We start from the raw sequence: 26606 nt of genomic DNA, 5'->3' as shown, positions 1-26606 counted from the left end.
CTCTTTCCCGAACCGGATACGCCGGTTACTACTGTCATTACATTCAATGGGAAACGTACATCAACCCCTTTCAGATTATTTTCCCGGGCTCCTTTTATTTCAATGTAATTATTCCAGGGACGGCGGTGATCGGGTACGGGAATTTGCTCTTCTCCCAACAGGTAGCGTACGGTATGACTGTTGCTGCCTTTTTGCAGATTTTTCATGTCACCTTGGTAGACTACTTCCCCTCCCAGGCGTCCGGCATTCGGACCGATATCGATAATATAGTCGGCTGCACGGATAATCTCTTCGTCGTGCTCTACTACCACTACCGTATTGCCCAATGCCTGTAACTCGCGCAATACATGAATCAAGCGGTCGGTGTCGCGGCTGTGTAATCCGATGCTCGGTTCATCGAGAATATAAAGACTGCCTACCAGACTGCTCCCCAAAGACGTGGCCAGATTGATACGTTGGCTTTCACCGCCGGATAACGAATTGCTAAGACGGTTTAGTGTCAGGTATCCCAATCCTACATCGATGAGAAAACGGATCCGGCTGTTGATCTCCAATAGGATACGGCGGGCGACTTCGGTGTCGTGCGGATCCAGTTGAAGGGTATCGAAAAACTTTTTTAATTCTGTGATCGGCAGGTCTACCAATTCCGATATGCTGTGTCCGCCTACACGAACGTATCCCGCTTCCGGTTTCAGTCGGGTGCCGTGGCACTTGGGGCAGAGTGTCTTTCCCCTATAGCGTGCAAGCATTACGCGGTATTGTATTTTATATTGGTTTTCTTCCAGCATCTTAAAGAAAGCATGGATACCTTCGAAATATTTAGTTCCTTCCCACAACATGCGGCGTTGTTCGTCCGTCAGTTCAAAATAGGGGGTGAATATCGGCAGACCGGCTTTTTCTGCATTATGGATTACCATATCTTTCCATTCCCCCATTTTTTCGCCACGCCAGCATACGATTGCTCCGTCATAAACGGAGAGTGACCGATTGGGCACTACCAGATGCTCGTCAATACCGATTACCTTGCCGAAGCCTTCGCATACGGGGCAAGCTCCTATAGGAGAATTGAATGAGAACATCTGATCGTTCGGTTCTTCGAACGTGATACCGTCGGCTTCGAATTTAGTGCTGAATGTATGTAATTGGGTTGTTCCGTCCGGCAGATAAAAACGCAACATGCACATGCCGTCTCCTTCATACATAGCGGTTTCGGCCGAATCCGTCAGACGGCTGATGGCATCTTTCGTGCCGGCCACCGCCATACGGTCTACCAATAAGTATACCGTGTCCTCTGTTCCCGGCTTGTATTCGTCGATACGGACCATTTCTCCGTTTACTTCGATCCGGTTGAATCCCTGTTTGAGGTCTATTTCTAATTGTTGTTCTATACTACGGTCTTCGCGTAGGAGTATTTGGGTGAGTACAGTATAGCGTGTTCCTTCCGGATAGGAAAGCATACAGTTTACAATATCTTCCGTAGAGTGTTTCTTTACTTCCTGACCGCTTATCGGGCTGTATGTTTTTCCTACACGTGCATACAGTAATCGCAGGTATTCGTAAATCTCGGTCGATGTACCTACGGTCGAGCGGGGATTGCGACTGTTTACTTTCTGTTCAATAGCAATCGCAGGAGGGATACCTTTGATGAAATCACATTCCGGCTTGCTCATTCGTCCCAAAAACTGCCGGGCATAACTGCTGAGACTTTCGACATAGCGTCTTTGCCCTTCGGCGTAAAGTGTATCGAATGCCAGTGATGATTTGCCCGAACCCGAAAGTCCGGTGATAACGACAAGTTTGTTTCGTGGAATATCTACATCAATGTTTTTCAGGTTGTTAACTCTGGCTCCTTTGATCGATATGAAGTTATTTTCTGACATATAATGTTCCTTTCTATAGATGGTCGGCAAAGTTAGCGATTTTATCGGCAGGACGTAGCAGGAAGCGACTTGTCCGACAGGTTAAGATATGTTATAATTTGAAATAAGTCATAACCGGTTGTTAATAAAAGCAGTAATTTAGTCACGACATTAAGTCTTGAAAATAAAAGAATTGGCTTATGAAACGTATTCGGGTTATTTCCTGTTTAGTCATTCTTCTTTTTGCATATAACCTCCCTATACGGAGCATAGACAAAACAAAGAATTTGGAAGTCTTGGCCGATAGTGCCCGGCATTTGTTAGGAAAAAGTGGATTTGTACCGGTGAATACCGCATGGATGCAGTTAGCACGGGATTTAAATGATTCTATTCAAATGGAAGCGGCTTATTCCGAACTGTTCGACCATTATTATCGGTTGGGCGAAGTGGATAGTTTGAGAATTGTGGGATATGAGCTGATGGACTGGTATACAAGGCGTAATAAAAAGGATGAACGTTATCAGTTGTGGCGTCATTACATTCAACGATTGACCGAAAATGGAAAACAAGACGAAGCGATAGCGGAAACAGAACTGCTGAGTAAAGATGCAGAGAAGAATAACAGCCGTTACGGGCAAGCCTGCGGTGAAATGTGTATCGGATATAATCATCGGGTATTCAGTAATAACGTCAAACTCTGTATTGAATATTATAACAATGCTCTTAAGATTTTTGAGGAAGCCAAATACTACGAAGATGCCTACGTGGTTTGCTTGAATATTGTGCAGACTTACCTTGCCCGGCAGGAGTATGAAAACGTGCATTCATACCTCGATCGGTTAGAAAAGATTGCCACGGAAATAAAGACATCGGGAAAAGAGTTGCGTGCTCCTCTTTATATGCGTTTTTTACAGTTTCGTGTCATCGCTACTCTTGCCGGTAAGGGAGAAAATGCTGCCGGAAAATACTTGCATGAGACTGATGAGTTTTATTTGAAACATCCGGATTGCACGGCAAAAGATGCATGGTTCGGATACAAAATCATGTGTTACCGAACCATGGGAAAAGTTGACGATGTTTTGTCTTATCTGGATTCTTTGCAAAACTACCACAAGTCTATCGGGGCCTGTTATCCTTCCAATTTGTTGTTTAAAGCACAATGTCTTGAGTCTATGAGACGGTTTAAGGAAGCCTGTAAAGCCTATACTTACTATAATCAGGTGAATGATTCTGTCCGTTCGGTAGAACTGGACGATAAATTAAGCAAATATACGATTCAGTTTGATGTAGACAAACTACAAATGGAGAAGTTGGAGTTGAGTGCCGAAGTCAACCGGAACCGTTTGATTGCCGTTCTTACGGGAAGTACCTGTATTCTGATTCTGCTGATCATCCTTTCCTATTTTTATATCCGGACATTGGCAATGAATAAGAAGCTCGATGCGGCCAATAAGGCTGTAGTAAAAGCCAGTCGGATAAAAAGCTCTTTTATACAGCATATTACACATGAAATTCGTACCCCTCTGAATTCTATTGTTGGTTTTTCTTCGTTAATAGCTGCCGGTGGTGTGAGCGAAGAGGAGAATAGGGAATATGCCGCACAGATAGAAAGCAGTAATGCTTATCTGCTCGATCTGGTAAATAATGTGGTGGATATAGCCGATATGGATTCTCTGACGGAGGACATGCCTAAGCGTTCTTTTGATGTGGATACCTGTTGCAAGGAGTGTGTTTCTGAAATACTTCCGTCCGTCAAAGAGGGGGTCGAATTGCAATACGTTCCTTCTTTGGCACCGGTAATGATGTTGGCTGTTTATCCATGGGTGAAACGGGTACTCCTTGCTTTGCTTGCTAATGCCGGAAAATTTACGGAAACCGGTATCATCCGCCTGTCTTATACGGAGGATAAACAGAAACGGCTCGTCCGTTTTATAGTCGAAGATACCGGACCGGGCATTGACGCGCAGTATAAAGAATCCATTTTCGAACGGTTCGTCAAGGTTGATAATTTTACTCCGGGCACAGGGCTGGGGCTTGCCGTCGCCCGTCAGATTATGGATATTGTAGACGGAAAAATATATCTGGATACGACTTATCTGGATGGAGCACGTTTTGTAGTGGAATGGCCTGTCGGATAGTTGGAGATAATTCAGATTGTATTATCTTTGCGGTCATATACATAGATTGAGAATAAACATATGAATCTGAAAACCTTTACTATTTTGTTGGCCTTACTCCTTGCAGTAGGAGTGAAGGCACAGACGCCGGGCAATGCCCATCCGAAACGTGAGTTTCGCGCTGCGTGGATACAGACTGTCAACGGACAATTTAAAGGAATGTCTACTGAAAAAATAAAGCAGACGCTTGTTGGACAACTGAACTCTTTGCAGGGTGCCGGTATTAATGCGATTATCTTTCAAGTACGCCCGGAAGCCGATGCTTTGTATGCTTCACAATTGGAACCTTGGAGCCGTTTTCTGACAGGAATACAAGGTCAGGCGCCTTCTCCTTATTGGGATCCTATGCAGTTTATGATTGATGAATGTCATAAACGTGGGATGGAATTTCATGCATGGATTAATCCTTATCGGACGAAAACCAATCAGAATAACGATTTGGCTGCCAATCATGTTTATAACATTCATCCGGAGTGGTTTGTTACTTATGGCAATCAGTTGTATTTTGATCCGGCTTTGCCCGAAAGCCGTAAACACATTTGTATGGTGATTACCGATATTGTTTCCCGTTATGATGTGGATGCGATTCATATGGATGATTATTTTTATCCTTATCCGATTTCCGGTAAGGATTTTCCGGATGATGCCAGTTTTGCCCGTTATGGCGGTGGCTTTTCAAACAAGGCCGACTGGCGTCGCAGCAATGTCAATATTCTGATAAAGAAGATTCATGAGACGATCCGTGAGATAAAGCCGTGGGTGAAATTCGGTATCAGTCCTTTTGGTATTTACCGGAATGAAAGCAGTGACCCGCTTGGAAGTAAAACGAACGGTTTGCAGAATTATGACGATCTGTATGCAGATGTTCTTCTTTGGGCACGTCAAGGTTGGGTTGACTATAATATACCGCAGATTTATTGGGAAGTAGGACATCCGCGTGCCGATTATGAAACATTGGTCAAATGGTGGGCAAAGAATACGGAAAACCGGCCTCTGTTTATCGGGCAGTCTGTGATGAATACCGTTCAGCATGCCGATCCTGATAATTCTTCAATCAATCAGTTACCGCGTAAGATGGCTTTGCAACGTGCCTATCAGACGATTGGCGGAAGTTGCCAATGGCCGGCCAGTGCTGTAATAGAAAATGCCGGAAAATATCGTGATGCTTTGGTACAGGAATATCACAAATATCCCGCGCTTGTTCCTGTTTTTGATTTTATGGATAATAAAGCACCTGATAAAGTGCGTAAGGTAAAGAAGGTATGGACCGCCGACGGCTATCTGCTTTTCTGGACTGCTCCGAAAGCAGAGGATGAAATGGACAAAGCTGTTCAGTATGTGGTTTATCGCTTTGATAACAAAGAAGATGTTGATCTTGAAGATCCTTCCCATATTGTAGCTGTTACTCGTAATAATTTCTACAAGATGCCTTATGAAAACGGTAAGACTAAATATCGCTATGTCGTAACAGCACTCGACCGCTTGCATAACGAATCTAAATCGGTAAGCAAAAAAGTAAAACTCTAATAAAGGGAGATCGAAAAAGGGAGATGGGAGAATGGAGATGGGAGAAATAGGCTGTGCTATCACGCTGCATAGTACTTCTTTCCTCTCCATTCTCCCATCTCCCCTCTTTTAATAAAGTATTAGTCCGGTAATTCCGCAAGCAATAATCATTAATATGGGGTTTGCTTTGTATTTTTTTGTTCCTACAAAGGCTATTAGGAAGATGATAACACTCACTACGAATGTATAAGTATCTTTAGTTGGCGAACCAAAGTTTTCTACATTCATAAGTACCAATGCTGCCGATGCAAGTAATCCTACGACTGCCGGCCGTAAGCCGCTAAATACAGATTCTACTACCGGATGTTTCTGATACTTCAGAAAGAATTTACTGATTGTCAACATTAAAATAAATGAAGGTAGTACTACTGCAAAGGTAGCGATAATTGATCCCCATACACTGCCCGTTGATGTAAATCCTACATAGGTTGCTGCATTGATACCGATAGGGCCCGGAGTCATTTGGCTGATAGCCACAATATCTGTAAATTCCTGAGAACTGACCCATCCGTAACGGGTCACCACCTCTCCCTGTATCATAGAGAGCATCGCATATCCACCTCCGAAACCAAAGAGTCCGATTTTGAAGAAAGTATAGAAGAGTTGTAAATAGATCATAAAGTTAGTGATTAATGATTAGACATGAACTGATTATTTTTTTCAGACAGAAGAACAAATAGCTGCCTGTAAAGGCTATACAAGAAATATGTTCTTTTGTTCTTCTGTCTTCTGAATCGATTCAAAACCAACTTAGCTCCCTCTCCCACGGAGAGGGCTGGGGGGGGGAGACTTCAAAACTGGTTAGTAATAAGCAATCAGTGATTAATGACAAGTAGTGATTAGCATTGGCCAATATTGCAGCGCAGCTTGCGTATCACTTATCGCTAATCACTGTTTTAATTTTCCCCATAAGAAACCTCCCACTCCTGCTGCAATGATAATCCAGATGGGGGAGAAGCCTAATAGCCAAATAAGCAATGCCGATACAATGGGAATCCATATTGTATAGCGATTGATTCGGGCGGACTTTGCCATGCTGAATGTTGGAACAGCGATTAGGGCAACTACCGCCGGACGGATTCCTTTGAATATACGTTCCACAATAACATTGTCCTTAAAATTATGAAAGAATAAGGCAATGGCCAGAATAATGATGAATGAGGGTAGTATGGTGCCTAATGCTGTTATTATACTTCCCCGTATCCCTCTTAATTTGTATCCGATGAATATAGAAATATTTACGGCCAGAATACCCGGTGCCGATTGTGAGATGGCTAATAAGTCGACAAAGTCTTCTTGAGCAATCCATTTTCGTTTGGTTACGATTTCGTTTTCTATAAGTGGCACCATCGCATAACCGCCACCGATTGTAAAGGCACCTATTTTAAAAAAGATACCGAATGATTCAAGATAAATGTTCATCTTCTTTATTGGTCTGTTCTTCTTCTTTTCTGGCATACTTGCTCGGGCTTACATTGAAATGCTTTTTGAATACTTCGCGGAAGTATTTGGCATCATTGAAACCTGTCATTTCTGCAATTTCAGTTATGGAATGTTTCCCTTCTCTCAGTAGTTGTGCAGCCCGTTTCAGACGGATTAGGCGGACATAATCTGCCGGAGCCTGATCTGTTAATGCTTTTATTTTGTTATAGAAACTGGTACGGCTCATATTCAGCAATGTGCAAAGCACATCTACGTTGAAAGCTTGATTATCCATATTTTCTTCTACGCTCTTTTTCACTGTGGCAATAAATTGCCAGTCGATATCATCGGAACACTTGAGGCATTTTCCTTCCTCTTCCTCGTCATTCAGTTCTAAGTTGGCATATCTGCTACGTAGCAGAGCACGGTTGGATAACAGATTGACTATGGTTGCCTTCAATATGCCTATGTTGAAAGGCTTCACAACATATTCGTCTGCGCCGATTTTGAGTCCTTCCAATATGTTCTTTTCATCGTTCAATGCAGTAAGCAGGATGATTGGAATGTGTGATGTCTCGATATCGTTCTTGATTGCTGCACACAGTTCGTCTCCACGCATTTCCGGCATCATGATGTCGGAGATGATAAGTTCCGGCTTATATTCTTTTACGATGGTGAGTGCTTCTTTACCGTTGCTGCACATCTGTATGGTGTACATATCCGAGAGCGTATGTCCCAAATAGTTACGCAGTTCATCATTATCTTCGACAATCAGCAAACGCTGTTGGTTTTCATTATGCTCTTTTTTCGCTTTTTCGTAAATGTCCGGCGTGCCGCTGGTACTGTAGATAGCTTGTTCGTCTTGTACGATCTGGCGGGTTTTTGTTGTCAGATGCGCTTTACGGAATTGTTTATTGTCTTTAGGGAACGTTACTTTGATGATCGATCCTTGGTGTTCGATACTGCTTAGATGGATTTTTCCTTTGTGAAGGTGTACCAGTTTCCATACCAGCATGAGACCAATACCGCTACCTGTCACTTTCGAATTGATGGCATTGCTTCCCCGGAAATGTATTTTGAAAAGCTTCTTTTGTTCATTTGCCGGGATGCCGATACCTGTATCCTTTACTTCAACACTCCAAGTATCGTCATTTTCGCAGACAAATACATGTACACTACCACTTTCGGGAGTGTACTTCAAAGCGTTTGAAATGATATTTTTTAATATCGAATCCATTTTCTCTTTGTCGAACCATACGTTCAGGTAACGGAAATTACTTTCATACGTAAAGTTGATATGCTTCACTGTGGCATAGGGGCGGAATGCATTGAAGGTTTCTGCCATATAGGTATTCAGCTCGTATTCCGATATGTATAGTTCCGAGGAGTATACATCTGCCCGTTCGAAGTTGATCAGATTGGTGGTCAGGCGCAACAATGCGTTTACATTGCGTAGTGCCGTATTGGTATTGGCAATGCCGTCTTTGCTGAGTTGTTCTTTTTCCCGCAGCTCTTCCAATGGCGCTTTGATGAGAGTCAGTGGAGTACGGATATCATGTGCCGTATTGATGAAGAAGTGTATCTTTTCATCAGATACTTTCCTTTGTTTTCTCAGCATGATAAGCCGGATAGCGCTGATACCTATCAGACCCAAGACAACTGCATAAAGTAATAATGCCCACAGTGAAAGCCAGGCCGGTTGGGCTATGATGATTTTCATACTCCGTTCTTCCAGAACTATTTTCCTGTCCTCGTTGGATATGGCTCTCACGTGTAATACATATTCTCCCGGACTCAGATTTGTGAAACGGATTGTGTTTTCGTCATCTGGTTTACTCCATTCGTCGTAGAATCCTTCCATCTTATAAGAATAGAGAATATTAGAAGGATAGTCGTAATTGATGGACGATACTTTTACAGAAAATATGTTCTGGTTATATTTTAATTTAAGGACTTGAGTATCGTCGATATCCGTTTGAAGCGGGGAGTTTTTGTCTCCCGGATAGACGGTCTGATAAAACAGGTTAAAGTCACTGAAAACCATTTTGGAGGAGTAAGTTCTCGGTATCTTCATGTCTTTGTGAAATTCTACCGCTCCGTCTGAACTTCCGAATACAAAGAAACCGTTGCTCCGTAATGTACCTGATTCGGCATTGAAATGAATGGTCATCAAACCTTGTTCTCTGGTCCAGTTATGGAAAGTTCTCAGTTTTGGGACGAAACTGCTCAATCCGTTTTCCGTACTGATAAATATCTCACCATGGTGGTCGGATAGTATGGTGTAGATATTATTGGATATCAATGCACAGTTTTCCGTATGATAATGAGTGAAAAGTTTTACTTTCGGATCGTATATCAATAATCCCGAACCACTGGTTCCTATATAGAGGTTACCATCTTCTTGATACAGTGAGTATATGTAAGTTGACTCGACCGGTAATTTGATGCGTTCGAATCCGCCGGATTCTTTGTCTAACAGATACAATCCGGTGGCTGTGCCGATCCACATTTCGGCACTGTCTTTCTCTACAATGGAGGTGATAGAGTTCAAACCGCTATAAAGACGTATCGTTTTCTTGGTGATGTCGATCCGTTTCAAATTGTAATATCCCCCTGACCAGATATCATTCCGGGAATCTTTCATAATGGTCCGGATATATTTATCCGGGCGTATGTTCAGATGTGAGAACAGGGAAGGAGTGAAATATTCGACAGATAAACTTTTTTTGTTGATTTGATACATACCGGAATTGTATCCTCCTGCCCAGATTATGCCGGGGGCTACCTCACATAAAGTGGTAAAAATATGATTTTTATTGTTTGTGGATTCAAATGAACTGAGAAAAGAGTGCCACTGTTTAGTCTTGGAATAGTAGAGACTGATACCGTTAGTGGTGCCAAACCAAAGATCGCCTTCGGAATCTTCTATGATACTGTTTACCTGATCATTAATCAGTGATTGTTTGTTGCCAATGGAGTGTTTTATCCAGTTATAACCAGAATAGCGATTGTTGCGTACGGTAACCCCTATCGGGTAGTTGGCCAGCCAGATGCGGTCTTCTTCGTCTACATAAATATCGTTGATACTATTGCCGTTCATGGCATTGTTTTTATTATAATCGGCTACGATATAAGGGTTGGCCTGATAGGAGTCAATATTCATTTCGAATACCCCTGCACCATCGGTAGCTATCAGCAGTTCTTTGTTATTTAAGGGCTTGATGGCATTGATGCTGATGTCTGTCAGGGTTATCTGAGGCTGGAAACTTTGTTTGGTATTCATGTCATAGACATAAATACCCCGTTGAAAAGTTCCGATAAATAATTTTTTCGTTTTCTGATCGAAATACAATTCATTAATCTGTACTGCGATTTTATCCAATTTATCACAATGGATGAGTGAAAGCGTACCCTGTTTCAATTCTGCATAGTGTATCCCTTTTTCTGTACCTATAAAGAAGTGTGTTTCGTCTATTTGTGCGATATCCGTAATGGTTTCGTCTATTGCATTGGCTATTTCGGTGGTGTCTTGAGATTTTGTATCATACAGATAGATACTCTTTTCACAACACAACCAGATTGTATGACTGTTGTCGATGTAACTGTAGCTGACAGGTGCCGGCATGTCTTTGTTTTCCACAACGGGGAGTTTGTATACCAGTTCAAAGGTGTCGTGGGCTTTATCGTATCGGTATACTTTTCCTTTTTTCCCTATTTCCCATAATACACCTTCCGTGTCGATGTATAGCCAGTTCAGATTCAGTAAAGAGTTGACTTCTTCTTTGCCGTCCATTAGTTTGTATTGTTTGAACTCTTTACCGTTGTAACGGTCTATACCTTCATGAGTGAGAAACCACATATATCCTTTCCGGTCTTTTTGGATAGAATATACCCGCCTGTTGCTCAGCCCATCTTCTACACCTATGTATTTGTAGATTTGCGCTATACAAGAAAATGGAAATAGTAACAAAATAATAAGCCATTTCTTCATGTTAGTAAGACATTTAGAGTTACAAAACTTAGCTTTAAGGGGGGATGATTGTGTTACAAAATTAAGAAGTATTTTCGATATAACAAAATAAATCAGGAAGATAGGATTCTGTTTTATACTTCTACTTGATTAAAGTGTACAAGGTTTTGTATATTGTGTACATTGTGACGGTTACTTCTTTTAACTTTAGGAAAAGAGAATGCCTGCTTGAAACATTATGTAAAAAAAGCTGTCACTTCATATAGTGACAGCTTTTGAAAATGTTATCTTTAGAGGGATAATCTTTAAAGTCGTATTATTTCATTTTATCTTCCACCCATTTGCGTGCATTAACGAATGCTTCGATCCAAGGGGTTACTTGATCGCTATGGATGCGGTCGGCCGGATAGCATGCGTTCTGCCAAGGGAAGATAGCACGTTCCAAGTGTGGCATCATTGCTAAATGACGACCGTCTGCACTGGCTAAAGCCGCTATTGAATAATCCGAACCGTTCGGGTTGCCCGGATATTCGTCATACGAATATTTGGCGACTACATTGTATTTGTCTTCGCCATAAGGCAAAGAGAATTTTCCTTCTCCGTGGGCTACCCAAATACCTAACTTACTGCCACTTAATGAACCGAACATCACACTGCGGTTAGTCGGGATGGTCAGGCTTATGAAAGTGGATTCGAACTTATGAGAGTCGTTGTGAAGCATCTTACCTTGCTTTTTGTGTTCCGGATTGATAAGTCCCAATTCCATCATCAACTGGCAACCATTACAGATACCTAATGACAGGGTGTCTTCACGGGCATAGAATTTGTCGAGCGCTTCCTTGGCTTTCGGATTGAACAGGAAGCCTCCTGCCCATCCTTTGGCAGAGCCCAATACATCCGAGTTGGAGAAACCTCCACAGTAAACAATCATGTTTACATCTTCCAGTGTCTCGCGGCCACTGATAAGGTCGGTCATTGTCACATCTTTCACATCGAAGCCTGCCAAGTAGAGTGAATAAGCCATTTCGCGTTCACCGTTCGTTCCTTTTTCACGGATGATGGCAGCACGGATACCGCTTGGGGTGCGGCGGTCCGGTGTGATGCCGTATTGAGACAGTTTTCCTTTGAAAGTCGGCATGAATGCGAATTCCAGAGGTTGCATCTTGTAATTCTCAAAACGTTTCTTGGCACAGCCGTTCATGGATTGTTTACGGTCGAGCAGGTAAGAGGAAGCATACCATACGTCGCGCATATAGTCGATACCGAATTGGTAAGTAACCCCGTCTTTCGATACCAGAATGTGGCGTTCGTCGGTTGGCTTACCCAATTTGATGAAGCCTATACCGGCATCTTCCAGGATTTTTTTCACCTCTTCTTTATGTTTATCGGCAATTTGGATCACGATACCCGGATTCTCGGCAAAGAGAATTTTTACCATATCGTTTTCTTTCATTTTGTCTAAGTTGATGTCGAGACCGCCTTCCACATTGGCGAAGCACATCTCGAGCAGTGTGGTGATAAGACCTCCTGCCGAAATGTCGTGTCCTGCAAGGATCAGACCCTTTTTCACTAATTCCTGTACAGCTAAGAATGCATCACGGAAATATTCGGCATCTTGTACGCAAGGCACCTCGTCGCCTACTTTACCTAATGACTGTGCAAAGGCAGAGCCGCCTAACTTCAGTGCATCGAAGCTGAAGTCTATATGATAGAGCGTTGTCTTTTCATTGTTTACCAGTACGGGAGAAACTACTTTCTTTACGTCGGAAACTTCGCCGCCGGCAGAAACGATCACGGTTCCCGGAGAGATTACTTTCTCGCCGTCGGGATATTTCTGAGTCATGGACAAAGAGTCTTTTCCTGTAGGTACATTGATTTGCAGAGCACAGCAGAAATCGCTTAATGCCTTTACGGCTGTGTACAGACGGGCATCTTCTCCCTCTTGAGAGCGGCAGGGCCACATCCAGTTGGCCGATAATGAAATGCTGTCCATACCTTCGGCCATAGGTGCCCATACCAGATTGGTCAGTGCTTCACTGACAGAGAGAATGGAACCGGCTGCCGGATCGGCCAATGCCGCTTGCGGGGCATGTCCGATAGAGGTGGCGATACCTTTTTCGCCGCGGTAGTCCAGTGCTACGACACCGCAATCGCTTAGTGGCAACTGTATTTCGCCCTGACATTGCTGACGGGCTACTTTTCCTGTTACGGAACGGTCTACTTTATTTGTCAGCCAGTCTTTACAGGCTACTGCTTCCAACTGTAATACATTGGTGAGGTATTCGTGCAGCTTAGGTTGTTCATACACAGGCATTTCGTAGTGACGTTCTACGGTTTTGTCTATCATGTAAGTTTTTGGAGACGAACCGAACATCTGGTCTACCGCCAAATCGAACGGACGTATGCCGTCAGCTTGTTGGAAAGCAAAGCGATGGTCGCCGGTCGTTTCACCTACTACGTACATCGGAGCACGTTCGCGTTCGGCAATCTTGCGTACATGCTCGATAGCTTCTTCCTTGATGAGAAGCCCCATGCGTTCCTGTGATTCGTTGGCTATGATTTCTTTGGCAGAAAGGGTTTTGTCGCCGATTGGTAATTTGCTCATATCGATCAGGCCGCCGCATTCTTCTACCAATTCCGACAGACAGTTGACGTGGCCGGCCGAACCGTGGTCGTGAATGGACACTACCGGGTTCTCGTCTTCCTCGCAAAGGGCACGTACCACATTGTTGGCACGTTTCTGCATTTCTGCGTTGGCACGCTGCACGGCATTCAGTTCGATACCGCTACTGTAACGGCCTGTATCTACCGAAGATACCGAGCCGCCACCCAGTCCGATACGGTAATTGTCACCACCGATTACGACTACTTTATTGCCGGCTTCGGGTTGTCCTTTCAAGCAGTCGCGCTGTGTGCCGTAGCCTACACCGCCTGCCAGCATGATTACTTTGTCGTAGCCGTATATTTCATTGTTTTCCTTGTGTTCGAAAGTCAATACCGAACCGCAGATAAGCGGCTGTCCGAACTTGTTTCCGAAGTCACTGGCACCGTTGGAGGCTTTGATCAGGATTTGTTCCGGAGTCTGATACAACCATTTACGTACAGGCAGGATTTCTTCCCATGGACGGTCTTCATCCGTACGGGGATACGATGTCATGTAAACGGCAGTTCCGGCAATGGGCCATGAACCTTTACCGCCACCCATACGGTCGCGTATTTCACCTCCTGTACCGGTCGATGCGCCGTTGAAAGGCTCTACGGTAGTGGGGAAGTTGTGTGTTTCCGCTTTCAGAGAGATGACGCTTTTAATGTCTTTGATTTGGAAGAAATCTGGTTTGGAATGGTCGGCCGGTGCAAACTGTTCCACTACCGGGCCTTCTGCAAAGGCAACGTTGTCTTTATAGGCGGAGATTATTTTATTAGGATTTTCCTGTGTGGTCTTTTTTATCATCTGGAAGAGGGAAGATTCCTGTTCCACACCGTCGATGATAAACGTGCCGCCGAAGATTTTGTGACGGCAGTGTTCCGAATTGATTTGTGCAAAACCGAATACTTCCGAATCGGTCAGTTTACGGCCCAAGTCGTTTTCTACCTTTTTCAGATAGTCCATTTCTTCCTTGGAAAGAGCAAGTCCTTCCTTTTCATTGTACGCTTCTAAATCTTCGATATAGATAATCGGTTCCGGTTGGCGGTTAGTGGTGAATACGTTCTGATCCAACCCTTTGTACATGCGTTGCAGCATAGGGTCGTAGTCTGCATTTTCGTCTTTTACCGGGAAGTATTCTTCGATGCGGCTGATACCTTCGATACCCATGTTTTGGGTGATCTCTACGGCATTTGTACTCCAAGGGGTAATCATTTCGCGGCGCGGGCCTACGAAACAGCCTTTCAGGTTTTCTTCACTTTCCGCTTTAGCTTCTCCAAAAAGCCAGCAAAGTTTGTCACTATCGTCCGGGGCGAGCGGGTGGTTGCTCTCTACGGCAATCACACTCTTGGAAGGGGTTCTGAAAAAAAGAATCATGTTTTATATTTACGATTTACAATTTACGATTTACGATCAAAGCTTCTTCATGGTGTTGAAGACAGGCTCCTTTCTCTCTTTCTTGCGGTGCAAAGATAAACAAATTCATTGGTATCTGGAAGTTATGCGTGTTTTTTTCATGGAGGGATCAGGTGGAGTTTTCCGACAGTGCCCGGGTGGGATAAGTACGGCACTTTTCCCGATTATCGTATCAACCCTATCGAAAAAACGTTAAGAACCTATGACTGTCTCATAAAAAAGTGCGATATTTGCGACATGAATCAGATAGGAACAATTCTCGATATATTAATAAAGGGCTTTGCTATCGGCGTTATTGTCTCTGCTCCGTTGGGACCGGTCGGAGTCCTGTGTATCCAGCGTACCCTGAACAAAGGACGTTGGTATGGCTTTGTGACAGGTTTGGGAGCTTCTTTGAGCGATATTGCCTATGCGCTTCTTACCGGATACGGGATGAGTTTTATTTTTGATTATATCGATAAAAATATTTTCTATTTGCAACTGTTGGGAAGCATTATGTTGCTTGTCTTCGGAATTTATACGTTTCGCAGTAATCCGGTCAAGTCCATTCGTCCGGCATCCACTAATAAAGGCTCTTATTTCCATAATTTTGTTACGGCATTTGCCGTCACACTTTCCAATCCTCTTATAATCTTTCTCTTTATCGGTCTTTTTGCCCGTTTTGCTTTCCTGCAGCCCGGGGTTTTGCTTTTCGAAACCATTACCGGTTATCTGGCGATCGCTATCGGTGCATTGGTCTGGTGGTTCGGAATCACTTTTTTTGTTAATAAAGTGCGCAAGAAATTCAATCTGCGGGGTATCTGGATATTGAACCGCATCATAGGCAGTATTGTTATGCTGGTATCGGCAGTAGGGTTAGTGTACACGCTGCTCGGAGAATCGATTTATTGATAATAAAGGAAAATTGAAGAAATGAAGATAGCAGGACAGTTGAAAGAAAAGAATATTGCCGAATACCTTATATATATGTGGCAGGTAGAGGATATGATCCGTGCCAATGGTTGTGATATCGACCGGGTAGAGCAGACGATCATTTCCCGTTATCCGGAAGAAGAGCGTCCAGCCTTACGCGAATGGTACGGTAATCTTATCGGGATGATGCGCGAAGAGGACGTGCATGAGAAAGGACACTTGCAGATCAATCGGAACGTTATTATCAATCTGACGGATTTACATAATGCTTTGCTTGCATCGCCGAAGTTCCCATTCTATAATGCCGCTTATTTTAAGGCGCTTCCTTTCATAGTGGAATTGCGCAGTAAAAACGGCCGGAAGGAAGAACCCGAACTGGAGACTTGCTTTGAAGCATTGTACGGCGTGATGTTGCTTCGTTTGCAAAAGAAGGAGATCAGCCCCGAAACGACAAAGGCGATAGAGGCTATCAGCGGTTTCCTGTCATTGTTGGCCAATTACTATGACAAGGATAAAAAAGGAGAATTGAAATTAGAAGATTAATATATGAGAATATTAGTAACCGGAGCCAATGGACAACTTGGCAACGAGATGCAGGTGCTTGCCAAAGAGAATCCGCAGCACATTTATTTTTTTACCGATGTCCGGGAACTGGATATTTGCGACGAACAGGCCGTACGTGCATTTGTTACGGAAAATGAAATCGACGTGATCGTGAATTGTGCCGCATATACGGCAGTAGACAATGCAGAGGATAACCGTGAATTGTGTGATAAGCTGAATCATGTGGCTCCTGGATATCTGGCGCGTGCCGCGCAAAGCCGTGGTGCCGCCATTATACAGGTTTCTACGGATTACGTTTTCGATGGAACAGCTCACATCCCTTACAATGAAGACGAACCTACTTGTCCGGCTTCCGTATATGGTTTCACCAAGTTGGCGGGAGAGCAGGCTGTTGCCGAAGGATGCGAGAAGGCGGTTATAATCCGTACAGCATGGCTTTATTCCATCTATGGAAATAATTTCGTAAAGACCATGATGCGCCTGGGACGTGAGCGTGACAATCTTGGGGTTGTTTTCGACCAAGTGGGAACGCCGACTTATGCCAACGATCTGGCATCTGCCATTTATGCTATTATAAATAAAGGTGTAGTGCCCGGAATTTATCATTTCAGCGATGAAGGTGTCTGTTCATGGTATGATTTTACGAAGGCAATTCATCGTCTGGCGGGTATTGTCACTTGCAAAGTACGTCCGCTTCATACGGCGGATTATCCGGCAAAAGCTCCCCGTCCGGCCTATTCCGTATTGGATAAGACAAAGATTAAAACCACTTTCGATATTGAAATCCCACATTGGGAAGAGAGCCTTGCGCGTTGCGTGGCACTATTGAATGACTAATTTACAATATGACAGAAAATACAGAAATACAAAGAAGGCGGACATTCGCTATTATTGCGCACCCGGATGCCGGTAAGACATCTTTGACAGAAAAGTTATTGCTTTTTGGTGGACAGATACAGGTGGCCGGTGCGGTGAAAAGTAATAAAATCAAAAAGACGGCAACCTCGGACTGGATGGAGATCGAGAAACAGCGTGGTATTTCGGTAACCACCTCCGTGATGGAGTTTGACTACCGTGATTATAAGATTAACATCCTCGATACCCCGGGTCACCAAGACTTTGCCGAAGATACTTATCGCACACTGACTGCCGTAGACAGTGTTATCATTGTGGTGGACGGTGCCAAAGGTGTGGAGACGCAAACGCGTAAGTTGATGGAGGTATGCCGCATGCGTAATACGCCTGTTATCATCTTCGTCAATAAAATGGACCGAGAGGGAAAAGATCCGTTCGATCTGCTCGATGAGCTGGAAGAAGAACTGATGATTCAGGTACGTCCGCTTTCTTGGCCGATAGAGCAGGGACCGCGTTTTAAAGGCGTATATAATATATATGAGAATAAGTTAGATCTTTATCAACCCTCGAAACAGGTGGTGACGGAGAAAGTGGAAGTCGATATCAACAGCGATGAACTGGACAAGCAGATTGGTGAAACACTGGCAGATAAACTACGTGGTGATCTGGAATTGATTGAAGGTGTTTATCCTGAATTCGATAACGAGACTTATCTGGCAGGAGAATGCGCTCCTGTGTTTTTCGGTTCGGCATTGAATAACTTCGGTGTTCAGGAACTTTTGAACTGTTTCGTAGAGATTGCTCCGAGTCCCCGTCCTGTGCAGGCCGAGGAGCGTGAGGTGGAACCGGATGAACCGAAGTTTACCGGATTCGTTTTTAAGATTACGGCCAATATCGATCCGAATCACCGTTCGTGTATCGCTTTCTGTAAAATCTGTTCGGGTAAGTTTACGCGTAATGCACCCTATTTGCACGTGCGTCATGGCAAGACGATGCGTTTTTCATCGCCTACCCAGTTTATGGCGCAGCGCAAAACGACAATTGATGAAGCGTATGCCGGTGATATTATCGGTCTGCCGGATAACGGAACTTTCAAAATCGGTGATACGCTGACAGAGGGCGAGCAATTGCATTTCCGTGGATTACCCAGTTTCTCTCCGGAGATGTTCAAATACATAGAGAATGCCGATCCGATGAAACAGAAACAACTTGCCAAAGGTATCGATCAGTTGATGGACGAGGGTGTGGCACAGTTGTTCGTCAATCAGTTCAACGGTCGCAAAATCGTCGGTACGGTGGGGCAACTCCAGTTTGAGGTAATCCAATATCGTCTGCTCAATGAATATAACGCTTCGTGCCGTTGGGAACCGCTAAGCCTTTATAAAGCCTGCTGGATTGAAAGTGATGATCCCGAAGAACTGGAAGCTTTCAAGAAGCGCAAATATCAATACATGGCAAAAGACCGTGAAGGGCGCGATGTGTTCCTTGCCGACTCCAATTATGTATTGCAAATGGCACAAATAGATTTTAAGAACATCAAATTCCATTTCACGAGCGAGTTTTAATAATGTGCCAATAGGAGAATATGCCAATGTGCCAATTAGCTGCGCTGTTATAGCGAATGCTGATTGGCACATTGGTATATTATCCCATTATCTCATTAACGCATTCTTTTTATTGGCATATTGTCACATTGGCACATTGTCCTATTGGCACATTATTTCTAATTGCGATTTAGCTTTTTTTATTCTTTTCCTCCTTTATTTTTTCTTCTTTTATTGGTAATTTCGAACGATTTTTTGAAAAATCGATCAAACAACTAATAATTTATTATATGGAAAACTTAGAAACAGCGTTTTTGCTGATGGTAGTCGGTATGGCTACTGTGTTCGTAATTTTACTTATCGTCATTTATCTGGGTAAACTATTGATTTCGTTGGTCAACAAATATGCTCCGGAAGAAGTCGTACCTGCCAAACAGGCTTCCCGCGTTCCTGCGGCTATTCCCGGTAATATCTTAGCTGCCATTACTGCCGCCGTCAATGTAGTAACCCAAGGCAAGGGTAAAGTATCGAAAGTAGAAAAATTGTAAAACACAACTAATTAGGAATATGAAAAAAGAAATCAAATTCAGCTTGGTTTTCAGAGACATGTGGCAGAGTGCCGGAAAGTATGTACCCCGTGTAGACCAGCTCGTTAAAGTAGCTCCTGCTATTATCGAAATGGGATGTTTTGCCCGTGTTGAAACCAATGGCGGTGGTTTTGAACAAGTAAATCTTTTATTTGGTGAAAATCCCAACCGTGCTGTCCGTGACTGGACAAAACCTTTCCACGAAGCCGGTATACAAACTCATATGCTCGATCGTGCTCTCAACGGACTTCGCATGAGTCCTGTTCCTGCCGATGTGCGTAAACTCTTCTATAAGGTAAAGAAAGCTCAGGGTACTGACATCACACGTACTTTCTGCGGATTGAATGATGTCCGTAACATTGCTCCCTCTATTACCTACGCCCACGATGCCGGTATGATTTCGCAATGCTCGCTCTGCATTACCCATTCCCCCATTCACACGGTGGAGTATTACACCAACATGGCTTTGGAATTAATCAAATTGGGAGCCGATGAAATTTGTATCAAGGATATGGCAGGCATCGGCCGTCCCGTTTCTTTGGGTAAAATAGTAGCCAATATCAAGGCTGCGCATCCCGAAATCCCCATTCAGTATCATAGCCATGCCGGGCCCGGTTTCAATATGGCAAGCATTCTCGAAGTCTGTGAAGCCGGATGCGACTATATCGACGTAGGGATGGAACCCCTCTCGTGGGGAACCGGACATGCCGATCTGCTCAGTGTGCAGGCCATGCTGAAAGATGCAGGATTCCAGGTGCCGGAGATCAATATGGAGGCTTACATGAAAGTACGTGCTTTGGTGCAGGAATTTATGGACGATTTTCTCGGTCTCTACATCAGTCCGAAGAACCGCCTGATGAATTCTCTACTGATTGCTCCCGGGCTCCCGGGTGGTATGATGGGCAGCCTTATGGCCGATTTGGAAACTAATTTAGAGTCTATCAACAAATACAAAGCGAAACACAATCTGCCCTTTATGACGCAGGATCAACTGCTTATCAAACTGTTCAACGAAGTGGCTTATGTATGGCCCCGTGTGGGCTATCCTCCTTTGGTGACGCCGTTCAGCCAATACGTCAAGAATCTGGCTATGATGAACGTGATCGCTATGGAGAAAGGTAAAGACCGTTGGGGAATGATTGCCGATGATATCTGGGATATGATTTTGGGTAAAGCAGGACGTCTGCCGGGGCAATTGGCTCCCGAAATTATCGAGAAAGCCGAACGCGAAGGCCGTAAGTTCTTCGATGGCAATCCGCAGGATAACTATCCCGATGCGCTCGATAAATATCGTAAATTGATGAAAGAGCAGAAGTGGGAGACAGGGCAGGACGATGAGGAACTCTTTGAATATGCCATGCATCCTGCACAATACGAGGCTTATAAAAGTGGCAAAGCGAAAGAAGACTTCCTGGAAGATGTTGCCAAGCGTCGTACCGAACGGGATAAATCTCCGTTGGAAGACGCCAAACCGAAAACTCTCACCGTACAAGTAGACGGACAAGCTTATCGTGTTACGGTGGCTTACGGTGATGCCGAACTCCCTGTTGCGCCGGCAGCCACTGCTCCGGCAGGAGAGGGCAAAGATGTACTTTCTCCATTGGAAGGAAAATTCTTCTTGGTGAAAAATGCACAGGAGACGGCTTTGAAAGTAGGTGATGCGGTGAAGGAGGGTGATGTACTCTGCTATGTGGAAGCCATGAAGACCTACAATGCTATCCGTGCGGAATTCGGTGGCACGGTGACAGCTATTTGTGTCAATCCGGGAGATACTGTTTCTGAAGATGATGTATTAATGAAGATAGGATAATGAACGAGATATTTGAGAACTTATACGACATGACTGCTTTCAGCAATATCATTGCCGAACCGCAGTTTCTGATAATGTACGCCATCGCTTTCGTTCTGCTCTATCTGGGCATTAAGAAACAGTATGAACCATTGTTATTGGTGCCCATCGCTTTCGGTGTGTTGCTTGCCAACTTTCCGGGCGGTGATATGGGAGTGATCCAAGCGGACGAAAACGGTATGGTGATGGTGAACGGTGTGATGAAGAGCATTTGGGAAATGCCCTTACACGACATTGCCCATGAATTGGGATTGATGAACTTCATCTATTATATGTTGATAAAGACCGGCTTTCTGCCGCCGATTATTTTTATGGGTGTAGGTGCATTGACCGATTTCGGTCCGATGTTGCGCAATCTGCATCTCTCTATATTCGGAGCAGCCGCTCAGTTGGGCATCTTTACAGTGCTGTTAGTGGCTATCCTGATGGGATTTACTCCCAAAGAAGCCGCTTCATTAGGTATTATCGGTGGTGCTGACGGTCCTACGGCCATCTTTACCACTATTAAGTTAGCTCCGCATCTGTTGGGGCCGATTGCTATTGCTGCATATTCTTATATGGCTTTGGTACCGGTAATTATTCCGATGGTAGTCCGTCTGCTTTGCAGTAAGAAAGAGTTGAGCATCAATATGAAGGAGGAGGAGAAGAAGTATCCTTCAAAGACTGAGATCAAGAATCTGCGCGTTTTGAAGATTGTTTTCCCGATTGTGGTGACTACGGTTGTTGCCCTTTTTGTGCCGAGTGCCGTGCCTTTGATCGGTATGTTGATGTTCGGTAATCTGGTGAAAGAGATCGGTAGCAATACGTTCCGTCTGTTTGATGCCGCTTCTAATAGCATCATGAATGCAGCTACCATTTTCCTCGGGCTCTCGGTAGGTGCAACCATGACTACGGAGGCTTTCTTGAATTGGACAACAATCGGTATCGTAGTGGGCGGCTTCCTTGCTTTTGCATTAAGTATTGCCGGAGGTATTCTTTTTGTGAAGCTGTTCAATCTCTTCTCCAAGAAAAAGATCAATCCGCTGATCGGTGCTACCGGACTGAGTGCCGTACCTATGGCCAGCCGTGTGGCAAATGAAATAGCTTTGAAGTACGATTCGAAAAATCATGTGTTGCAGTATTGCATGGCAAGTAATATTTCCGGGGTTATCGGCTCGGCCGTGGCTGCGGGAGTGCTGATTTCGTTCTTGGCGTAAATATTTTTAATATTACCCTTGTTTTATAAGAAAAATTATCCGGAATATATGAGGATTTCATGAATCGTTGAAATTGTTCTCTTATATTCCGGATTTCTACTGTATTTTGTTTATTATAGGTGCTTTTACTCTATATTTAAAAAAGACTTTTCTTTAATTTATCAAAGCATTACTTTATAACTAATACATTCAGTCGCATTGTTACCTTTCAGAATATACAAGCCGCTGGGAATATTTGGTTTGATAGAAAAGTTTTTGTTTGTGCTTTGAAAAGTACTTACGGCTTTTCCACTTTCATCATATAAGACAAACTGATACCCCTCGTATCCATATATTATGATTTGATTATCTTTACTGTAAACGGCTTTTGGTGTTTCTATATCGTTGATTCCGGTACCTTTGGATACAGTTATGTGGATTGGTTGCTCTGTAATTACACCATTAGATTCGACAGCTAATGTTATAGTAGTTTCTCCAGCAGATTTAGGAGTAATTACCAATAAGTTGTTTTCTAAAGTTGCTGTGGCTATTGTTTCATTGCCTATGTTTTTCAACGTTTTGGTAATGTTATATGCCAAGTTATCTTTATCTGTAATTTTTCCTGCTAAATTTATTTTTTGGGTTCCATCATTAATCTTTAGTGATAATGATTCTTCCAAATTATTTATTTCTGGTGCATATTTATCAGGGAAGATCGGTATTGCTTGGAACCAATAATATTGTTTCAATTTGAGTGTCTTTTTCAATTCTCCACTGGTACCATTTACGATATGTATCCAGTTGTGTTCATAGTTAGTGCTACCTCCGCTTTGAGTTGTCATTATCAATAATTCGTCAGTACGATCATCATACCGAAGGGTTCCATAAGTTGTTTGTTTCGTCTCGGGTGCCGATCCTTCAAGTTCTGAGATTGTAAATAAGGGCTTAAGATTATTAATTTCAGTTCCTATTTCGTAACAATAATAGTTTGAGCCTCCTTCCATTATGTTACTTCCACCATTCCAGTAGAGATTGTTTTTTGTACGACTTGCACAGAATGGGGTCGGTCTCCATGCACCCCATGAACAAGTGATTTCTGCACCTTGAGGAAGATTTAATGTTTCTTCAATTTCTAATGTTTCTGGATTTAAACAGTCCAGGGTTGTACTGGATGCTAACCAAACATTTCCGTCGAAGCTCTGTGTGATACCTTGTATGTTTACATTTTCAATACATTTTATAAGTTGGTCAGTTTCTGTATCGATGATATTTGTTCCCTTGTCTTGCTGGATTGCAAACACATATTTTCCAGCTTTTATCATGTCTCCTATTTGTCCATTATATAAGTCAATACCTTGAGTTCCCTCGATAATGTTCCCGACTTTCATGTTTTTGACATCAAAAACGACAACTCCTTTTGTTGTGCCAAGATATATTTTATTAGGATTTACGCCAACAATCGAACGGCCATCGCCTCCACCTATCGTTTCGAATCCTTTTATTTTTTTCAAAGTTTTGGCATCCATTATTACTAAACGTCCACCACCGGGATTAGGATCGCCTGCATCTTCTTCTTGTTTGGATGTAACATATAGATTACCTCCATAAACAATTCCGTAACATGACGTTGCACCGAAAGCTTCTCCTTTGTTTTCTCGTTCATAAACACGATACATTAATTCTTGATCTTTTGTAAGAAAATTCATATCTCCGTTTTCGTGTCCATACCAAGCTTCGTTCAGAATAAATGTTCCATCCTGGTATCCGTCATAAGGGGTACGATCTAAGTCTTTGACTATTAATCGGACTGTAACAGATACTCCACTATTGTCTTGGGCAGTAGCGGTGAGGGTCGTTTCACCTATTTTGTGTGCTACGATATTGTCTTGATAAAAACTAGCTATCTCGTTGTCCTTAATGGTATATTTTACCTTTTTTACAGTTGCATTCTCTGGTAAAATGATTGGAGTGGGACGGTATATGTCTTTATATTCTATTTCGATTTTTCCATCGGTTCCTAATTGAATTTCAGTTACAGGATGGTTGTTGGTAACGTTGACTGTATAGGATGCAATTATGGCATTTTCTCCTGTTGGATACAGACTTTTGGCTGTTATAGTGGCTTGTCCTTCTGTCTCTTTTGTAGTTACTGTACCGGTTTTGGTTACTTGTACTATTTCAGAATTGCTACTTTCATAAGAAATCTGAGTAAATGTGGCATCTTGAGGAGAGATGATTAATTGGTTTACTATATTTTCTCGTATACCGGCCGTGATCATTTCTTTTTCGAAACGGAGATCGGTAATTGTTTTTTTCGGTGCTCCTACCGTTACGCAACATAAATTGGATTCATATTTTATCCAAGTATTTTTATCTATAATAACAGCTTTAATGTAAGTAATGCCTATTCCTCCTGCAAAGACCAATGTACCTTTTTTCCCGTCTGATCCTTTACTTACTTGAGTCAAAATAGTTTTGGAGGTATCTGTATTACCATTTTTATCGCATATATACCAACTGAGGTTATACCCTTTAGGCATATCAGTCTCTCCTGATATGATAGCAGTAATTGTCGGTGGTTCATCACTGAGAATAGTATTTAATGTCTCAGGTAAAGTGACGCTGATTGTTGTTGGCTCATTTGAGGTAAATTGGCCGCTAACGGATGTTTCTTCTGTTATTATTTGTCGTTCTGAAAGAACTCCTCCTTGTATGGTTGCGCAGACAGTAATGGCTAAAAATAGAAATAATATATTTTTCATAAATAACAAATTAATTATTGATTTAGTAAATGTAAGTCATTGATTCCCATTACTTCGGTAGATGTTTCTCCTAACCATCCGCAGTATTGATTGACTCCTGTATATATTTTTATAAAATCCACACCAGGCAGGTGTACTGGATTTCCCTGTTTGTCCACAGCCCATTCTATTTTGAAATTTGATGTATCTTCTTTGTTGAGTCCATTGTCGGCATATCCCCAAGGGTAAGCATATAATACCCAATATTTACCGATTCCGCTTTCATCTTTGGCGTTTTGGGGAAGAAGAGTACCTTCGAATTCCATTTCAGCATCTTCTATCCATAGAGGGTAGTATTCTTGTTTGTGATATCTATTTTTATAAATATATCCTCCTTGCTGCTGGTTGTCTGTCCATAAAATATATTCGGCATCTATATTCCAGAATTGTTCGTCTTCCGGTGCTTCAACAGGTTCGTGACCTTCGTCTGGACGATAATAAGTTATTTTGTAATTTTTGATGGTTTCCTCTTTGTTATATTCGCTTCCTGCCAATTCATACCATTCGTCATCATCGGCAATACCGTTTTTATTTCGGTCGTAAGCTACCATAACAATTCCTGGTTCACAACTTCCACCTTCTTCGGGAGCATTTGGATTCGGATTGGAATTTGCATAAAAGGCATTTCCCAGAACTTTAAAATCATATTTTCCGGGCACATTTACAATAGTATGATCAAAACCACAGATTACGTAACCGCCATATCCTCCTAAACTTATTAATATTCGTGTGTTATAACCGATTGACTCGAGTGCTTTTCGGTTCATTGTGCTTTGTGTGTCGCCTATTTCATATTTAGGAAGCTCGTTTATGAATTGCCCAGGTGCAGGCTTATATTCTGGCACAGAAGTTATGTAAGGAGAGTAGGTGGTTTCTTCTTGGTTTACAGTAATGGGAAAGTTTAATGTACTGGCTTTTTGCTCTTCATTAATTACTTTTAGAGTAATCGAATATTTTCCGGGATCCAAAGCTATAAACTCTAACTCTTCTTGTGTAGAAATAACAGAATCACCTATACTCCATTGCATGTTGTATTGGTTATTTCCGGATATAGAAGGGAGGATGGAAAGTACTTTACAGCGCGGAGTTTGAAACCCTCCTTCTGGTATGTTGATTGTAATATTCCCATCATCAGTGGTTACTGTGCTGGGTAATTCGGGATCTTCGGAACAGGAAGTTGTACCGATATAGAAAAAAATACTTACTAATAGGCCGGCAGTTAACCGGTGAACTTGATAATGAATCATATAGGTAAGGTTTTTATA

Annotated in this window: 16 protein-coding genes; 9 read left to right on the top strand and 7 right to left on the bottom strand. The window is 42.9% G+C overall.

What is annotated here, in order from left to right; genetic code table 11:
* The coding region (locus QVP90_RS02890) for an excinuclease ABC subunit UvrA (RefSeq protein WP_288203851.1) at positions 1-1880 on the bottom strand (1880 nt) is incomplete at its 3' end.
* Positions 1881-2059: 179 nt separating this feature from the next.
* Here QVP90_RS02890 and QVP90_RS02885 point away from each other — a divergent pair.
* Positions 2060-3997 (top strand): sensor histidine kinase, encoded by a 1938-nt coding sequence (locus QVP90_RS02885; protein ID WP_005929686.1) that lies wholly within the window; start codon positions 2060-2062, stop codon positions 3995-3997.
* Positions 3998-4057: 60 nt separating this feature from the next.
* The gene (locus QVP90_RS02880) at positions 4058-5563 is read left to right on the top strand and encodes a glycoside hydrolase family 10 protein (protein WP_005929689.1); all 1506 of its coding nucleotides are present in this window, start codon (positions 4058-4060) and stop codon (positions 5561-5563) included.
* Between the two features lie 108 nt (positions 5564-5671).
* On the opposite strand, the gene QVP90_RS02875 is transcribed toward QVP90_RS02880, so the two are convergent.
* The 4 genes from QVP90_RS02875 to purL form a co-directional block, all read right to left on the bottom strand.
* The gene (locus QVP90_RS02875; RefSeq protein WP_021935596.1) at positions 5672-6220 is read right to left on the bottom strand and encodes a chromate transporter; all 549 of its coding nucleotides are present in this window, start codon (positions 6218-6220) and stop codon (positions 5672-5674) included.
* 270 nt (positions 6221-6490) lie between these two features.
* Positions 6491-7024, bottom strand: coding sequence for a chromate transporter (locus tag QVP90_RS02870; RefSeq protein WP_005929693.1), 534 nt, complete (start codon positions 7022-7024; stop codon positions 6491-6493).
* On the bottom strand, positions 7008-11015 hold the full coding sequence (locus QVP90_RS02865) for a hybrid sensor histidine kinase/response regulator transcription factor (RefSeq protein WP_005929696.1): 4008 nt from the start codon (positions 11013-11015) through the stop codon (positions 7008-7010). Before QVP90_RS02865 ends, QVP90_RS02870 begins: the two co-directional genes overlap by 17 nt.
* A 295-nt stretch (positions 11016-11310) precedes the next feature.
* Positions 11311-15015, bottom strand: coding sequence for a phosphoribosylformylglycinamidine synthase (gene purL / locus QVP90_RS02860; protein ID WP_005929699.1), 3705 nt, complete (start codon positions 15013-15015; stop codon positions 11311-11313).
* A gap of 276 nt (positions 15016-15291) precedes the next feature.
* Here purL and QVP90_RS02855 point away from each other — a divergent pair, with 276 nt between their 5' ends.
* The 7 genes from QVP90_RS02855 (at position 15292) to QVP90_RS02825 (ending at position 22561) form a co-directional block, all read left to right on the top strand.
* Positions 15292-15945, top strand: a complete 654-nt coding sequence (locus QVP90_RS02855; RefSeq protein ID WP_005929702.1) for a LysE family translocator — start codon at positions 15292-15294, stop codon at positions 15943-15945.
* A gap of 21 nt (positions 15946-15966) precedes the next feature.
* The gene (locus tag QVP90_RS02850; RefSeq protein ID WP_021935595.1) at positions 15967-16509 is read left to right on the top strand and encodes a DUF4924 family protein; all 543 of its coding nucleotides are present in this window, start codon (positions 15967-15969) and stop codon (positions 16507-16509) included.
* 3 nt (positions 16510-16512) lie between these two features.
* Positions 16513-17367, top strand: a complete 855-nt coding sequence (rfbD, locus tag QVP90_RS02845) for a dTDP-4-dehydrorhamnose reductase (protein ID WP_005929706.1) — start codon at positions 16513-16515, stop codon at positions 17365-17367.
* An 8-nt stretch (positions 17368-17375) separates the two neighbouring features.
* Positions 17376-18950: a peptide chain release factor 3 gene (locus tag QVP90_RS02840; protein WP_007481490.1), complete on the top strand. Its 1575-nt coding sequence runs from the start codon at positions 17376-17378 to the stop codon at positions 18948-18950.
* Between the two features lie 269 nt (positions 18951-19219).
* Positions 19220-19477, top strand: a complete 258-nt coding sequence (locus QVP90_RS02835; protein ID WP_005929713.1) for an OadG family protein — start codon at positions 19220-19222, stop codon at positions 19475-19477.
* Positions 19478-19496: 19 nt separating this feature from the next.
* Positions 19497-21326 (top strand): biotin/lipoyl-containing protein, encoded by a 1830-nt coding sequence (locus QVP90_RS02830; RefSeq protein ID WP_005929716.1) that lies wholly within the window; start codon positions 19497-19499, stop codon positions 21324-21326.
* Positions 21326-22561 (top strand): sodium ion-translocating decarboxylase subunit beta, encoded by a 1236-nt coding sequence (locus QVP90_RS02825; RefSeq protein ID WP_005929719.1) that lies wholly within the window; start codon positions 21326-21328, stop codon positions 22559-22561. The genes QVP90_RS02830 and QVP90_RS02825 overlap by 1 nt, the downstream gene beginning before the upstream one ends.
* Before the next feature lie 161 nt (positions 22562-22722).
* On the opposite strand, the gene QVP90_RS02820 is transcribed toward QVP90_RS02825, so the two are convergent.
* Positions 22723-25302, bottom strand: a complete 2580-nt coding sequence (locus QVP90_RS02820) for a DUF5074 domain-containing protein (RefSeq protein ID WP_005929721.1) — start codon at positions 25300-25302, stop codon at positions 22723-22725.
* 14 nt (positions 25303-25316) lie between these two features.
* Complete coding sequence (locus QVP90_RS02815; protein WP_007481492.1) at positions 25317-26588, bottom strand: PKD-like domain-containing protein; 1272 nt, start codon at positions 26586-26588, stop codon at positions 25317-25319.
* Between the last annotated feature and the right edge of the window lie 18 nt (positions 26589-26606).

The sequence above is a fragment of the Bacteroides sp. CAG:189 genome, from assembly GCF_000432295.1.
In the GTDB taxonomy this organism is placed as follows: Bacteria; Bacteroidota; Bacteroidia; order Bacteroidales; family Bacteroidaceae; genus Bacteroides; species Bacteroides salyersiae.
The sequence above is the reverse complement of the archived record's forward strand: the minus strand, read 5'-3'. Positions and strand labels throughout refer to the sequence as shown.

What these genes read in the sequence shown, in the direction of transcription:
- QVP90_RS02885 (WP_005929686.1), top strand. Translation starts at nt 2,060, where the DNA reads ATGAAACGTATTCGGGTTATTTCCTGTTTAGTCATTCTTCTTTTTGCA.
- QVP90_RS02880 (WP_005929689.1), top strand. Translation starts at nt 4,058, where the DNA reads ATGAATCTGAAAACCTTTACTATTTTGTTGGCCTTACTCCTTGCAGTA.
- QVP90_RS02875 (WP_021935596.1), bottom strand. Translation starts at nt 6,220, where the DNA reads ATGATCTATTTACAACTCTTCTATACTTTCTTCAAAATCGGACTCTTT.
- QVP90_RS02870 (WP_005929693.1), bottom strand. Translation starts at nt 7,024, where the DNA reads ATGAACATTTATCTTGAATCATTCGGTATCTTTTTTAAAATAGGTGCC.
- QVP90_RS02865 (WP_005929696.1), bottom strand. Translation starts at nt 11,015, where the DNA reads ATGAAGAAATGGCTTATTATTTTGTTACTATTTCCATTTTCTTGTATA.
- purL (WP_005929699.1), bottom strand. Translation starts at nt 15,015, where the DNA reads ATGATTCTTTTTTTCAGAACCCCTTCCAAGAGTGTGATTGCCGTAGAG.
- QVP90_RS02855 (WP_005929702.1), top strand. Translation starts at nt 15,292, where the DNA reads ATGAATCAGATAGGAACAATTCTCGATATATTAATAAAGGGCTTTGCT.
- QVP90_RS02850 (WP_021935595.1), top strand. Translation starts at nt 15,967, where the DNA reads ATGAAGATAGCAGGACAGTTGAAAGAAAAGAATATTGCCGAATACCTT.
- rfbD (WP_005929706.1), top strand. Translation starts at nt 16,513, where the DNA reads ATGAGAATATTAGTAACCGGAGCCAATGGACAACTTGGCAACGAGATG.
- QVP90_RS02840 (WP_007481490.1), top strand. Translation starts at nt 17,376, where the DNA reads ATGACAGAAAATACAGAAATACAAAGAAGGCGGACATTCGCTATTATT.
- QVP90_RS02835 (WP_005929713.1), top strand. Translation starts at nt 19,220, where the DNA reads ATGGAAAACTTAGAAACAGCGTTTTTGCTGATGGTAGTCGGTATGGCT.
- QVP90_RS02830 (WP_005929716.1), top strand. Translation starts at nt 19,497, where the DNA reads ATGAAAAAAGAAATCAAATTCAGCTTGGTTTTCAGAGACATGTGGCAG.
- QVP90_RS02825 (WP_005929719.1), top strand. Translation starts at nt 21,326, where the DNA reads ATGAACGAGATATTTGAGAACTTATACGACATGACTGCTTTCAGCAAT.
- QVP90_RS02820 (WP_005929721.1), bottom strand. Translation starts at nt 25,302, where the DNA reads ATGAAAAATATATTATTTCTATTTTTAGCCATTACTGTCTGCGCAACC.
- QVP90_RS02815 (WP_007481492.1), bottom strand. Translation starts at nt 26,588, where the DNA reads ATGATTCATTATCAAGTTCACCGGTTAACTGCCGGCCTATTAGTAAGT.